This window comes from Haloprofundus halophilus (assembly GCF_003439925.1).
Taxonomy (GTDB): domain Archaea; phylum Halobacteriota; class Halobacteria; order Halobacteriales; family Haloferacaceae; genus Haloprofundus; species Haloprofundus halophilus.
In genome coordinates, this window is record NZ_QQRR01000001.1 from 838,579 (window position 1) to 851,004 (window position 12,426).

13 protein-coding genes are annotated in these 12,426 nt (G+C 65.5%); 8 read left to right on the top strand and 5 right to left on the bottom strand.

Going from position 1 to position 12,426, the window contains the following annotated elements:
• Positions 1 to 174 precede the first annotated feature (174 nt).
• The 3 genes from DV709_RS04220 (at position 175) to DV709_RS04230 (ending at position 2,114) form a co-directional block, all read left to right on the top strand.
• Positions 175 to 957, top strand: coding sequence for an aldo/keto reductase (locus tag DV709_RS04220; RefSeq protein WP_117594098.1), 783 nt, complete (start codon positions 175 to 177; stop codon positions 955 to 957).
• Positions 958 to 1,125: 168 nt separating this feature from the next.
• Positions 1,126 to 1,866, top strand: a complete 741-nt coding sequence (locus DV709_RS04225; RefSeq protein ID WP_117592014.1) for a hypothetical protein — start codon at positions 1,126 to 1,128, stop codon at positions 1,864 to 1,866.
• 62 nt (positions 1,867 to 1,928) lie between these two features.
• Positions 1,929 to 2,114 (top strand): DUF7333 family protein, encoded by a 186-nt coding sequence (locus DV709_RS04230; RefSeq protein WP_117592015.1) that lies wholly within the window; start codon positions 1,929 to 1,931, stop codon positions 2,112 to 2,114.
• An 18-nt stretch (positions 2,115 to 2,132) separates the two neighbouring features.
• Here DV709_RS04230 and DV709_RS04235 read toward each other — a convergent pair whose 3' ends face one another.
• The 3 genes from DV709_RS04235 to DV709_RS04245 form a co-directional block, all read right to left on the bottom strand.
• Positions 2,133 to 3,242, bottom strand: coding sequence for a DUF373 family protein (locus tag DV709_RS04235; RefSeq protein ID WP_117592017.1), 1,110 nt, complete (start codon positions 3,240 to 3,242; stop codon positions 2,133 to 2,135).
• Between the two features lie 67 nt (positions 3,243 to 3,309).
• Positions 3,310 to 4,299, bottom strand: coding sequence for a signal peptide peptidase SppA (gene sppA, locus DV709_RS04240; protein ID WP_117592019.1), 990 nt, complete (start codon positions 4,297 to 4,299; stop codon positions 3,310 to 3,312).
• A 70-nt stretch (positions 4,300 to 4,369) separates the two neighbouring features.
• The gene (locus DV709_RS04245) at positions 4,370 to 5,278 is read right to left on the bottom strand and encodes a coiled-coil protein (RefSeq protein WP_117592021.1); all 909 of its coding nucleotides are present in this window, start codon (positions 5,276 to 5,278) and stop codon (positions 4,370 to 4,372) included.
• 449 nt (positions 5,279 to 5,727) lie between these two features.
• Between DV709_RS04245 and DV709_RS04250 the strand changes: the two genes are divergently transcribed.
• On the top strand, positions 5,728 to 6,150 hold the full coding sequence (locus DV709_RS04250) for a DUF371 domain-containing protein (protein WP_117594100.1): 423 nt from the start codon (positions 5,728 to 5,730) through the stop codon (positions 6,148 to 6,150).
• A 66-nt stretch (positions 6,151 to 6,216) separates the two neighbouring features.
• On the top strand, positions 6,217 to 7,038 hold the full coding sequence (locus DV709_RS04255) for an endonuclease III domain-containing protein (protein WP_117592022.1): 822 nt from the start codon (positions 6,217 to 6,219) through the stop codon (positions 7,036 to 7,038).
• Positions 7,039 to 7,070: 32 nt separating this feature from the next.
• Here the strand turns inward: DV709_RS04255 and DV709_RS04260 are convergent, their stop codons facing one another.
• Positions 7,071 to 7,469 carry a methylglyoxal synthase gene (locus tag DV709_RS04260; protein WP_117592024.1) on the bottom strand — a complete coding sequence of 133 codons (399 nt, stop codon included), beginning with the start codon at positions 7,467 to 7,469 and terminating at the stop codon, positions 7,071 to 7,073.
• Positions 7,470 to 7,584: 115 nt separating this feature from the next.
• Between DV709_RS04260 and DV709_RS04265 the strand changes: the two genes are divergently transcribed.
• Positions 7,585 to 7,899 carry a hypothetical protein gene (locus DV709_RS04265; protein ID WP_117594102.1) on the top strand — a complete coding sequence of 105 codons (315 nt, stop codon included), beginning with the start codon at positions 7,585 to 7,587 and terminating at the stop codon, positions 7,897 to 7,899.
• A 78-nt stretch (positions 7,900 to 7,977) separates the two neighbouring features.
• Here the strand turns inward: DV709_RS04265 and DV709_RS04270 are convergent, their stop codons facing one another.
• Positions 7,978 to 9,909 carry a beta-CASP ribonuclease aCPSF1 gene (locus tag DV709_RS04270; RefSeq protein WP_117592026.1) on the bottom strand — a complete coding sequence of 644 codons (1,932 nt, stop codon included), beginning with the start codon at positions 9,907 to 9,909 and terminating at the stop codon, positions 7,978 to 7,980.
• 249 nt (positions 9,910 to 10,158) lie between these two features.
• Here DV709_RS04270 and DV709_RS04275 point away from each other — a divergent pair, with 249 nt between their 5' ends.
• On the top strand, positions 10,159 to 10,641 hold the full coding sequence (locus DV709_RS04275) for a hypothetical protein (protein WP_117592027.1): 483 nt from the start codon (positions 10,159 to 10,161) through the stop codon (positions 10,639 to 10,641).
• Positions 10,642 to 10,733: 92 nt separating this feature from the next.
• Positions 10,734 to 12,209 (top strand): proline--tRNA ligase, encoded by a 1,476-nt coding sequence (proS, locus tag DV709_RS04280; RefSeq protein WP_117592029.1) that lies wholly within the window; start codon positions 10,734 to 10,736, stop codon positions 12,207 to 12,209.
• The last annotated feature ends 217 nt before the right edge of the window (positions 12,210 to 12,426 follow it).

Genomic DNA, 12,426 nt, shown 5'->3' on the forward strand with positions numbered 1-12,426 from the left:
GACCGCTCTCTGGCCGGTAAGGGATCGCTCTCTGGCCGGTGACCCTGAACGCACCGCGAAACAGTCGGCAGCATGTACGACGGCCGCAACCGCTTTTGGCGTCTAGACCTTTCGTTTCGATACATGTCTAACGGACAGGAACTCACGAGCGAGGACGTGCCACTCGCGAACGGAATGCCGATGCTCGGTCTCGGCACCTGGGAGAACACAGACCCCGACGACTGTCGAAACGCCGTCCAGACGGCGCTGGAGATGGGCTATCGCCACATCGACACCGCTCAGGCGTACGGCAACGAGTCCGAGGTCGGCGACGGAATCGCCGCCGCCGACGTTCCGCGAGAGGATATCTTCCTCGCGACGAAGGTGTGGATAGACAACCTCGCCTACGACGACGTCGTCGAGACGACGAAACAGAGCCTCGACGACCTCAGCGTCGACTACGTCGACCTGCTGTACATCCACTGGCCCGCCCGCGAGTACGACCCCGAGGAGACGTTCGAGGCGTTCAACGAACTGTACGACGAAGGCCTCGTAAAGCGTATCGGCGTGAGCAACTTCGAACCGGAACACGTCGACGAGGCCATCGAGCACTCCGACGCGCCCATCTTCGCCAACCAGGTCGAACTCCACCCGCTGCTCCCGCAGGAGGAGCTCCGCGAGCACTGCGCCGAGCGCGATATCGAACTCGTCGCGTACTCGCCGCTGGCGCGCGGGGCGATCGCCGACGACGAAACTATCTCCGCCATCGCCGACAAACACGACGCGAGTCCGTTCCAGGTGAGCCTCGCCTGGATTCGAGAGAAGGGCGTCACCGCCATCCCGAAGGCGACGAGCGAGGAACACATCCGCGACAACTGGGAGTCGTTGGCGGTCGACCTCGACGACGAGGATATCGACGATATCGACGCCATCGACCGCACCGACCGGCGCGTCGACCCGAGCTTCGCCCCCTGGTAGCGAGCCGAAATCGGTATCCGACGGCGAGGCGTTCTTTTTCGACGACCGTGCTCCGCGAGCGACGTCACCGGCGGGTCGTCGTCGGCGCGACGTCACCGGCGGGGCGGTCGTTTCACCGCGAGTGTCGACCCACAAAATTCACATCACCCGGTACGACACTCTCTTGCGATGAAGGCAACCTCGCAACCGGGATTGGTCGGCGCGATACGCATCGACCTCGCCCGGTTACACGAGACGTGGATGGAGCTCGTCTTTCCGCGGCAGTTGAACGTCGGCAACTCGGTCATCGGCAAGTGGAAACCGCAGACCGGCCCCCAACGTGCGACGTACTCGGCGTGGGGTGCCCTCGGCGTCCCCCTCGTGGCACTGACGTATCCGTTGCTGTTGCTCGGCTTCGCGACGCGCTTCTACGCGAAGCGACTCGACAGCGCGGGAACGCGACTCGGTCTCGTCGGCGTCGTGCTTCTCTCGGTGGTCGGCTGGGGTGCGCTGTCGGCGTTCGCTCGCTATCAGTTCTCGGCGGACGGTTTCTTCGCCGTCGTCGCCGCGAGTCTCGTCGCGACGGTTTCGGCGGCCCTGGCCGTCGTCTTCTCGCGCGTCGGCGGGCGCGGAACGAGCGTTCTCCTCGCGTACCCCGCCGGGATGACGGCGTTGTTTCTGCCGCCGGTCGTCGCCGCCCTGTACTCGCCGACGCTCTCGGCGGTCGTCTTCCCGAACAGCCAGTCGGTCGCCGTCTGGCTTCTGGACAACGTGCTCGCGGTCGGCGGTCTCGACGAGTTCCTCCGCGAGCAGTTCACGCTCGAAGGGTTCGCGTACGTGCTGATGTGGTTCGGCGTCGCGGTGCCGCTCGGGTGGTTGCTCGGCATCGTCGTCGTCCTCGCGGATATCGTTCGACCCCGCCGACGCTGACCGCTCGGCGTCGGACGCTCTCCCGGAGAAACCCTTAATCGCGCCCCGTCCAACGTTCTCCCATGCAGTTCGACCTCACAACGACAGTCGCGTTGTTCGTCGTCCCGCTGCTCGTGATTATCGGCGGAACCGTGACGAGCCCGATGCCGGCGACCATCAGCGTCGGCGTCAGCGTCGGAATCGCACTGTTCGGCGTGCTGGCGCTCGTCGTCGGCATCAAGCACGGCGAGTACCGCTCGACGCGTTGAGCCCGTTTTCTCTCCGCGCTACCGCACGTCGAGCGTCTCGTCGGTCACGTTCGAGGCGACGGCGACCCCGACGATGCTGACGACCAGTCCCGCGACGATGAACGCCGCGAGCCGGTACGTCGCCGGCAGTTCGCCGGTCAGTCCCGGAACGGAGGCGTGCGGAAGGATCCCCTCGCGTTCGAGATACCACCCGGTGAACCCTCGAACGACGAGACCGAGCGCGACGACCCCGAACGGGAGGTTCCAGTACGGCGAGTGCACATCGTCGGTCCGGATGAGTTCGTCGACGAGTCGGCCGGTGCTCGCGGTCAGCGCCGCCAACGCCAGCCACGGGACGCTGCTGTAGATGAACTGAATCGCCGGCACGACGACGGCGTCGCCCGTCGAGAGCGCCGAGGCCTCTAACCCGCCGAGGAAGACGCCGACGAGCGTCAGACCCGCGGCGACGACGTAGGTGACGACCGACACCTGCCCCGAGTAGAACGTGTCGCGCACTCGCTCGGGGACGTTAGCGAGGCGCTCGTCGATAGCCAGCCCCTTGTACAGAAGCACCGCGCCGAGAAGCGACGCGATGAACGCCCCCGCGAGCGCCGGGGAGCCGAACCGCAGCAACAGAAGCGGCAGGAGGAGCAGTCCGATACCCATCGGGACGAGCACGGTCTGTCTGAGTTCCTCGTCGGCGAGAAACTGCTTGAGGAGGTAGTAGGTCGACTCGATGTCGCGGGCCTGCCGGACGACGATTCGGTCGACGGCGTCGACGCGGAGGCGACTCTCGACGACGGGGACCAGACGTTCGTCCTCGGCGCTGTCGACGACGACGACGACGCTCTCGGGGTCGTACCGTTCGACGAGTTCGTCGAGCTGCGCGGCCACCGACCGGTCGGCTCCGACGAGCGAGTCGCTCGCCCCGGAGACGACGGCGACGACGGCCTCCTCGCGCTCGTCGCGGAGGTCGCGGGCGACGCGGAGCGCTTCGAGCAGACAGTTGACACTCGTGTCCTCGGGGTCGGCGAGTCCGACGTCGACGACGAGCGACTGCACCGCCTCCCACCCGGAGACGGGCGTCCGCAAGCCGGTCTTGCGTCCGATGTCGTTCGTCCGGTCGACACAGAGGACCAGCGTAGTCACACGTCAGCGAAATACCCGATAGGGTAAAAACCCTCCCGGTCGCCGGGACGCTGTCGTCCGCGTCGGCTCAGAACTTGAACTCGACGCCTTCACCGTCGAAGTGACGCGACAGTCCCGCTCCGAGGGCGTAGGCGACACTCTCGGCCCCTCGACGGAGCCGGACGGCGAGTCCCTGCTGTGGTTCGAACTCCCGGATCACTGCGTCCGTATCGAGCAGTTCCGAGAGCCTGTCCTCCACGTCGTCGCGGGTGCCGAGTTCGTCGACGAGTCCCAGTTCGTGGGCGTCGGTGCCGATGTAGACGCGGGCCTCCGTCTCTCGAATCGTCTCGGGGTCCATCTCCCGCCCTTCGGCGACGCGCTCGACGAAGTGGTCGTAGAGTCTGTCGACGATGCCCTGGAGGTAGGCTCGCTCGTCGTCCGAGAGCTCCTTCAGCGCTACGCCCGCGTCCTTGTACTTCCCGGCGGCGAAGCGCTCGTAGGAGACGCCCAACTGCTCGGCGAGTTCGTGGACGTTCACCGACGAGCCGATGACGCCGATGCTGCCGACGATGCTCGCCTCGCGCGCCCAGAGTTCGTCGCAGCCGCTGGCGATCCAGTAACCGCCGCTGGCGCAGGTGTCGGTGGCGTAGGCGACGGTGGGGCCGTCGAAGTCGACGGCGGCGTTTCGGATGTCGTCGCTCGGAACGACTTCGCCGCCCGGCGTGTTCAGCCGCAAGAGAAGCGCGTCGGCGTCTCCCTCGCCGGCGCGTTCTATCTGGTCGACGACGTCGTCGGCGGGAGTCCCGGCGTTCCCGGTCGGGAGCGGACCGCGGCCGCCCCGCGAGATGGGCCCTTCGACGGCGACTTCGGCGACGTTGTACGCCGAGACGCGCGAGGCGGCGATTCGGGCGGCGAACCGCGCGCCGACGGCGGCGGTCGCGAGCACGAGAACGACGCCGAGGAGGTCTTCGAGCGAGTCGGGAACGTCGTAGAACAGCCACCAACCGACGAGCGCGGCGGCGATCGCACCGACGGCGACGACGAGGAGGCGTTCGACGGTCGCTATCCGTGTGTTCACGGCTGGACACCTGTCATAGCCGTAGCTGTGGGCGCTATCGGCTTAAAACTGCGAAGAGAAAGTGACGCGCTTAGAGAAGACCGGCGCGCTGCAGTTTCATCAGGTCCTCGGTATCGAGGGTCTCGCCGTCCTGGAACGCCTGGTAGATTTCCTCGGCTTCCTGTTTGGCAGCCTCGCGTTCCTCGGCACGGGAGTCCTTGCGCTGACGCTCCTCCTTCTTGTCGAGTTCGCGCAGGCGCTTCTGGACGCGGACGAAGTCCTCGTGGTGGCGGTCCGCCGCTTCCTGGGCCTCGACGAACAGCTCGTGCATCTCGTCAGCACGGTCGCGGATGTCGTCGGCCTCGCGGTAGGCCTCGATCATCTGGTTGTGGTGTTCCTGGGCCTCGTCGGCGAGCTCGGTCACCTTCTGGTGGTGCTTCGACGCCTCGGAGCGAACCTCCTCGGCCTCCTCGATGAGCTCTTCGAGTTCGCCGCTGTCCTCGACCTTCTCCTTGCGGTTCTGGTACTCCTCGCGCTTCTTCTCGATCTTCTCGATGAGTTCGCGCTCGTCCTCGGTGGAGAGTACCTCGGTCTGCTGACGGAACTCGAGCTGTTTGATCTCCTCTTCGAGCTCCTCGAGGTCCTTGCCGTCGTCGAGTTCGAGGTCGCTCTTCATCTCCTCGACTTTGTCGAAGAGCTCGTTCGCCTCGGCGTTCAGCTCGTTGCGCGACTTCTTGTGCTCCTGAACCTGCTCGTTGAGCGAGTCGCGCTGCTCGCGGTGTTCCTGGGCCTCGTCGACCTTCTCACGCGTCTTCGCGTTGAGGTCGTCGCGCTTGGAAGCGCGCTCGGAGGCCATCTGGTTGAGGTCGTTTCGTCGGTCGCGGAGCTGGCCGGCGAGTTTGATGAGTTGGCCTTTCGAGCCACTCTCCAGTTTCTCGTCGGTCAGTTCTACGTTGTTCGATTCGTCCAATGCTTTGATTCCGTATTGTTCCGCTGCCATACTTGATCAATCCTCGATACCATCACCGCTCCGGACGGATGGCGGTCGCTCTAACGATGTGCGTCTGACCGTGGATAAGAGATTCCTGATCATTCCCCGTGCGATTCCGCCAGATGCCGGAGGCGTTCTGGTACCATCAAGTACTGGCGTCGGGCATATAAACACTTCGGTGAATTCGTGAGTGAAAACGGCTACCATACGTGGTACTGTGCCACGATTCGACCCCGAACGTACCAAGCGTCGTCATCGGTCGTCGTACTTAAACGACCGACACGTCGTTCGACGCGGACGGTTCACGGACCGAGTGACTCTCCGCGCGGTTCCGTTCGGCGAGTCGGTGCGGGGGTGATTCCGTGCTTCGTCCGAAAACGGTGCCTTCCGTGCTTCGTCCTCGCTTCGCTCGAACGAAACACCACAGATTTCTGTCCGCCGCCCCGCTCTCCGATATGATCGAAGAAGTCGTTCGCGCACGCGGGCACGAGAACGTCTCCGCGCGCCACGCGAGCACGTTCGAGGTGACGACCGACGACTGGCTCACTCCGGCGGGTGACTGTATCCTCGCCGTCGAGGCCGACCGGACGCCCGCCGATTTCGACCCGGCGTTCGTCGACGCCTGTCGAAACGAGGACGCACGCATCGTCGCCACGTTCGAGGCCGACGGTCACACCGAACGCGTCGAGGGTCACGGCCACCCCGACCTGACGTTCGAGGGCGACCGGAGCATGGTCGGCCGGACGAGCGAGCACACTGACGACCGGACCGTCATGCTCGGTGCCGAGTTCGCCGCCGAGGGGTTCGACCGCGAGTTTGTCGACGCCCTCGCCGACGGCGCGGAACTGACGCTCACGCTCGGTGTCGACGCGGGCGACTGACCGCGGGTCGGCGAAGGGACACGCCTCGGTCCCATCGCTTTTGTCGAATCGTGCCCTCCTTCCGGTATGGCAGAGGAACCGACGGAGAACATCAGCGGCGGCGTCGCCGGCAGTGGCGTCGAGGCGACGTTCGACCCCAGCGAGGCGGAGACCCGCGCCGAAGCCGTCGTCGACGAGCTCGGCGAACTGTACTGGCGGAAAGCCTACGGCGGCCAGGACGCCTTCGAGTGTCTCGTCCGCACAGTTCTGAGCCAGAACACCAGCGACGTGGCGAGTCAACCGGCGCACGACAGCCTGATGGCCCGCTACGGGTCGGCGGACGGCGACGGGGGAGACCTCGCCCGGAGGCTCGCCGACGCCGAGCGGTCGGAACTCGCCGAGACCATCCAATCGGCGGGGTTGTACAACCAGAAGTCGGAGGTGATGATAGAGGCCGCCGCCGAGATCGTCGACGAGTTCGGAAGCGAGAACGCCTTCGACGAGTACGTCCGCGAGGCGGACCCCGAGACGGTCAGAGGTCGGCTCATGGAGATTCGCGGCGTCGGTCCGAAAACCGCCGACTGCGTCCTCCTCTTCTCGGGCGGCCGCGGCGGCGTCTTCCCCGTCGACACCCACGTCCACCGAATCAGCCGCCGGATGGGACTCGCACCGCCGGACGCTGACCACGAGAAAGTCCGCGAACACCTCGAACGCGACGTCCCCGCCGAGAAATGTGGGTTCGGACACACGGCGATGCTGCAGTTCGGCCGCGAGTACTGCAAAGCGCGGAAACCGGCGTGTCTGGACGGCCCCGAGGCGTGTCCGCTGTACGACTACTGCGACAGGGTCGGCGTCGACGAGGTCGAGGAGTCCGTCGTCGACCCCGCGGAGGTCGTGGCCGACGACTAGTGTACGGAGAGTACTCGGCGCGGGTGTCGGAGCTACTCGTAGTCCTCGAACCCGTCGCCCTCCCGCTCCCGAACGAGTTCGTCCAACACGGCGTCGGCGCTGGCGAGGTTCGTCGCCAGCGGGATGTCGTGGACGTCGCAGATGCGCAGCAGCGCCGTGATATCGGGTTCGTGCGGCTGTGCGGTCAGCGGGTCGCGCAGGAAGATGACGCCGTCGCAGGTTTCGTCGGCGATTTCGGCGCCGATCTGCATGTCGCCGCCGAGCGGTCCCGACTGCTTTCGTTCGACGTCGAGGCCCGTCTCCTCGATGAGTCGCTGCCCCGTGGTCCCCGTGGCCATCAGTTCCATCCCCTCTAAGTCGTCGCTTCGACCGGTCGCGAACTCGATGAGGTCGGGTTTCTTCTCGTCGTGGGCGATGAGCGCGAGGCGCATACCTCAACTCGCGGCGTCGGCCTATTGAATCCACCTGCGAACGCGCTCTCCCGATACGTCGTCTCGCTGACAGCGACCCCGAGACTCAATACCGTCGATGTGGCACGTCCCGTGTATGTCGATGGAGACCTACACGCTGCGAGTCGAAGAGACCGAGACGCGCGACGGCATCTCCGCCGACGTGTACGACGAGGACGACGTCATCGCGGCGTCGACGCGCGTCGCTTACGACGACTACGGCCTCGCGGCGACCGGGGACGACAGAAGTCCGGAGGCGGCGACCGAGACGGTCACCGCCGACACGCTCTCGCTCGACGTGCAGGTCGAACGAATCGACGGCCGGTTCGAGTTCCGCCTGCTCGGCGACGGCGAGGAACTGGCTCGCGAGTCGGTGACCGACGACGAGTGGGAGCTCGAAGCCGCGGAGTAGAGCGACGAGAGGACGAGACGACGGGGGAACGAGAGGACGCGAGAATCCGAGAACGACCCGACGGCGTCGCTCGGTTCGCTACTTGAACCGGAACGTTTCGAGATTCTTCGGGGCGAACGTCCGCATGTTGAACTCGTGGTACAGCGCCGACGAGAGGTCCTGCACGGAGCGCTCGTCGCCGTGGACGCAGAGCACCTTCTCGGGGCGGGGGTTCATCGTGCGGACGAAGTTCATCAGACCGTTGCGGTCGGCGTGGCCGGAGAAGCCGTCGACCGTCTCGACGCCCATCTTCAGCGTGAGCGTGCTCGACCGCCCGGAGTTTCGGCTGTCGCGGTCGTTGACGGGTATCTCGTCCCAGCCGTTCTGGATGCGGCGACCCAGCGTCCCCTGCGCCTGGTAGCCGACGAAGACGAGGTTCGAGTCCGGGTCGGGGCCGAGGTGGCGGAGCCACGACATGATGGGACCGCCGGTGACCATCCCGGAGGTCGAGAGGATGATGCAGGGGCCGTCGTCGGCGACCTCCTGGCGCTCTTCCTCGCCGCCGTCGATGTGGTTGAACTGCGGCGAGAGGAACGGGTTCTCGTCCTCGTGGAAGATGCGGTCGCGGAGTTCGTCGCGGAGATACTCGGGGTAGGTGGTGTGGATGGCCGTCGCCTCCCAGATCATCCCGTCGAGGTGGACGGGCATCTCCGGAATCTTGCCCGAGCGCATCGCCTGTTCGAGGACGAGCATGATCTCCTGTGACCGACCGACGGCGAAGGCGGGGATGAGGACTTTACCGCCCTGGTCGGCCGTCTCGTTGATGACCTCGACAAGTTTCTCCTCCGAATCTTCCTGGTCGGTCTGGTAGTCGTTGCGCCCGCCGTAGGTCGACTCCAACACGAGCGTCTCCACGCGCGGGAAGTCGTTGACCGCGCCGTTGAACAGGCGGGTGTCCTTGTAGTGGATGTCGCCGGAGAACGCGACGTTGTAGAGGCCGTCGCCGATGTGGAAGTGCGTCACCGCCGACCCGAGGATGTGACCCGCGTTGTGGAACGTGAGTTTCACGTCGGGGGCGATATCGGTCACGTCGCCGTACTCGAGCGGGATGCAGTGTTTGATGGCTTCACGGACCATCTCGGACTCGTACGGCGGCGTCCGTCCCTCCTTGACCGCCACGTCGAGGTAGTCGAGCGTGAGCAGCCCCATCAGGTCGCGCGTCGGTTCGGTACAGTAAATCGGGCCGTCGTAACCGTATTTGAACAGGAGGGGGAGCAACGCCGAGTGGTCGAGGTGGGCGTGCGTGAGTACGACGGCGTCGATGGAGTTCGCGCCCGAGCCGAGCGCCTCGGGCACTTGGAGGTACGGCACTTCGCCCTCCGCGCCGGGTTTGTCGCCGCAGTCGATGAGAATTCGGGTGTCGGCCGTCGAGAGGATGAACGACGCGCGACCGACCTCGCGGCAGCAGCCGAGCGTCGAGATGCGAACCCACTGTTCGCGGCTGAGCTGCTCGCGGTGAATCTGGCGGCCGACCTTCTCCAAGATGTCGCGGCGCTCCTCGCGCTCCTGTTTCAGGAAGTTGCGGACGTTGGAGACGGTGGAGGATTCGATAGGCGGCGTGCGGACGACTTCGGGCGTCCACCCGACCTGTTGGGTTATCTCGCGCAGCGTCGAGCCGTGGCGGCCGATGACCATGCCGGGTTTGGCCGCCTCGATGACGACTTCGCCGGTGTCGGCGTGGAAGTCGAGGTCGGTGACGTCCGCCTCCTCCGGAATCACGTCGAGGACCTGCTCGCGCGCTTTCTCCGGGTCGGTGAGCACGTCGGGGTCCGGTCGAACGGTGATTCGCTTTCGGAGTTTGCTGGCGAGTTTGCGTATGAGGTCGCCGTTCTGCGCGAACTCCTTGGGGTTGCGCGTGTAGACGACAAGTTCCGGTCCCTCGTACTTCACGTCCGAGACCACGATGTCGCTCGGAAGTTCGCTGTCGATCTCTGCTTTCAGTTCCTCAAGTTGCTTGTCTACTGAACTCATATGTATGCTGCCCGTCGGTCCACTCCGGTCGGGCCTCGTACTGCCGTCTCGGGTCCCGTCGGTTCGTCGAACGCGCGTGAAATTCGAACGCACGTCGTGACCGTCGGTTCCGGAGAGACATACTCAACGGAGTAACTCTGTATGCTACGTGCGGGAAGAGGCAGTGAAAACCCGCTTGTCCGGCAGTATTACCTTCTCGTTATAAAAGCCTTCGCAAAAGGAAAGCCACCGGCGGTTCTCGGTTCCGCTATGGAACTCACGCCCGACGCCGTCGCCGCCGAACGCGAGAGGCTGAAATCGCGCGCTCCAGACACTGTCGCGCTCATCAACGAGGTTCGGGAGGCGCTCGGCGAGCGTTTCGGCACCGACGTCGCACCCGTGACCGAGGCGCAGTACCGCGCCGAGGTGGACACCGTCTTCGCCGACGGCGACGTGGCGGTCAACGTCGCGGGCTACGCGCGGATTCTGCGGGAACTCGACGTCGAGGGCGACTATCCGGGCTTCGTCGTCGACGAGGTGCTCGGCCGAGAGTTGGCGTCGACTATCGCGGGCGGGCAACCGCTCGCGCTGCTCGCGCAGGCGACGTTCCACGTCGCGGATACGATGACCCACACCGAGGGCGTCGCCGGCGCGGACGACCTGGACGCGGCGCTGGCGGCGGGGTTTCAGACGCGGTTGCCCGGGTGGGAGTGGACCGAGACGGAGAGCCCGTTCGGGGTCGACGCGGTCTGAGGGAGTCTATCGAGACACGTCCGAACGTCCGACCGAGAGACCGTCGCACGCATCCAGAAGTCATATCCCACCGTACTGCGACCGTTTCGACAATGACCGACAACCAGGACCTCGGCATCACCGAGTCCAAGGAGTACAACACCGGCGAGTGGTACGCCGAAGTCGTCCAGAAGGCCGGACTGGCCAACTACGCCCCCGAGGGGATGAGCGGCTTCATCGTCACCCGCCCCCGCGGCTACGCCCTCTGGGAGGCCGTCCAGAGCTATCTCGACGAGAAGTTCAAGACGACCGAGGTGCAGAACGCCTACTTCCCCCTCTTCATCCCCGAGAGCTACCTCGAACGCGAGAAGGACATCGTCGAAGGGTTCGACCCCGAGGTCGCGTGGGTCACCCACGGCGGCCACGAGGAACTCGAAGAGCGCCTCGCCGTCCGCCCCACCAGCGAGAGCATCATCGCCCCCTACATGAGCCAGTGGGTCCGCAGCCACCGCGACCTCCCCCTGCGCGTCAACCAGTGGGCCTCCGTCGTCCGCTGGGAGGCGACGGACACGAAGCCGTTCTTCCGCACGAAGGAGTTCCTCTGGCAGGAGGGCCACACCGCCCACGCCAGCCACGAAGACGCCTGGGAGGAGACGCTGCTCCGTCTCGACCAGTACGAGTCGGCCTACGAGGACCTGCTGGCCATCCCCGTGCTCCGCGGGCGGAAACCCGACCACGACAAGTTCCCCGGCGCGGACACGACCACGACGGTGGAAGCGCTGATGCCCGACGGCAAGTCGGTGCAGGGCGCGACGAGTCACCACCTCGGCACGAGTTTCGCCGAGGCGTTCGACATCACCTACTCCGACGAGGACGAGGAGGACAGAAACGCTCACACGACCTCGTGGGGCTTGTCGTGGCGCTCTATCGGCGCGCTCATCATGACCCACTCCGACGACCAGGGGCTCGTGCTTCCCCCCACGGTCGCGCCCACCCAGGTCGTCGTCGTCCCCATCTGGCAGGAGGAGAACCAGGAGGACGTGCTCGACTACGCCGGACGCGTCGCCGACGACCTCGAAGAAGCGGGCATCCGCGTCGAACTCGACGACCGCGACGAGCGCAACCCCGGCTTCAAGTTCAACGAACACGAACTCAACGGCGTCCCCGTCCGCCTCGAAATCGGACCCAACGAGGTCGACGACGACGAAATCACCGTCGTCCACCGCCCCGACGGCGAGTCGACGGTTGAGGCCCGCAAGGGAATCGTCGACACGGTCGAAGACCACTTCGACGAGGTGTACGCGAAACTGTACGCCGCCGCCGAGGAGAACGTCGAAGAGAACGTCCGCGACGCCTTCGCCCGAAGCGAGATTCTCGGTACTATCGGCCAGCACGGCGGCTACGTCCGCGCGCCGTGGTGCGGCGAGGAAGCGTGTGAGACGGAGATCAAAGACCAGATCTCCGCGGAGATCGTGATGGTTCCCTTCCCCGACGACGAGGAGAAGCAGTTGGACCTCGACGAGCACGACGAGTGTGCCATCTGCGGCGAGACGTCCGAGGAGACGGCGTACTTCGCCAAGTCGTACTGAGCGTACGACTCCGTCTTCGCGCTCGTAGCGAGACTCTCCGACGAACTGCAGACGACCCGACTGTACGGCGACGAGTAGTCCACGGTCCCTTCCTCCTCGCTCGTCCGTATCGAATACGCCCGACTGTACGGGATGTGGAGGTAACTCCCGTCTCCGACTTCGACTCGAACGCCGGCGACTTTCCCGGAGTCGAAGATGTTCTCGGCCGGGACTCCGC

Bases quoted from the DNA above. Each gene is read 5' to 3' on its own strand.
- DV709_RS04220 (WP_117594098.1), top strand. From the start codon at position 175: ATGCCGATGCTCGGTCTCGGCACCTGGGAGAACACAGACCCCGACGAC.
- DV709_RS04225 (WP_117592014.1), top strand. From the start codon at position 1,126: ATGAAGGCAACCTCGCAACCGGGATTGGTCGGCGCGATACGCATCGAC.
- DV709_RS04230 (WP_117592015.1), top strand. From the start codon at position 1,929: ATGCAGTTCGACCTCACAACGACAGTCGCGTTGTTCGTCGTCCCGCTG.
- DV709_RS04245 (WP_117592021.1), bottom strand. From the start codon at position 5,278: ATGGCAGCGGAACAATACGGAATCAAAGCATTGGACGAATCGAACAAC.
- DV709_RS04255 (WP_117592022.1), top strand. From the start codon at position 6,217: ATGGCAGAGGAACCGACGGAGAACATCAGCGGCGGCGTCGCCGGCAGT.
- DV709_RS04260 (WP_117592024.1), bottom strand. From the start codon at position 7,469: ATGCGCCTCGCGCTCATCGCCCACGACGAGAAGAAACCCGACCTCATC.
- DV709_RS04265 (WP_117594102.1), top strand. From the start codon at position 7,585: ATGTCGATGGAGACCTACACGCTGCGAGTCGAAGAGACCGAGACGCGC.
- DV709_RS04270 (WP_117592026.1), bottom strand. From the start codon at position 9,909: ATGAGTTCAGTAGACAAGCAACTTGAGGAACTGAAAGCAGAGATCGAC.
- DV709_RS04275 (WP_117592027.1), top strand. From the start codon at position 10,159: ATGGAACTCACGCCCGACGCCGTCGCCGCCGAACGCGAGAGGCTGAAA.
- proS (WP_117592029.1), top strand. From the start codon at position 10,734: ATGACCGACAACCAGGACCTCGGCATCACCGAGTCCAAGGAGTACAAC.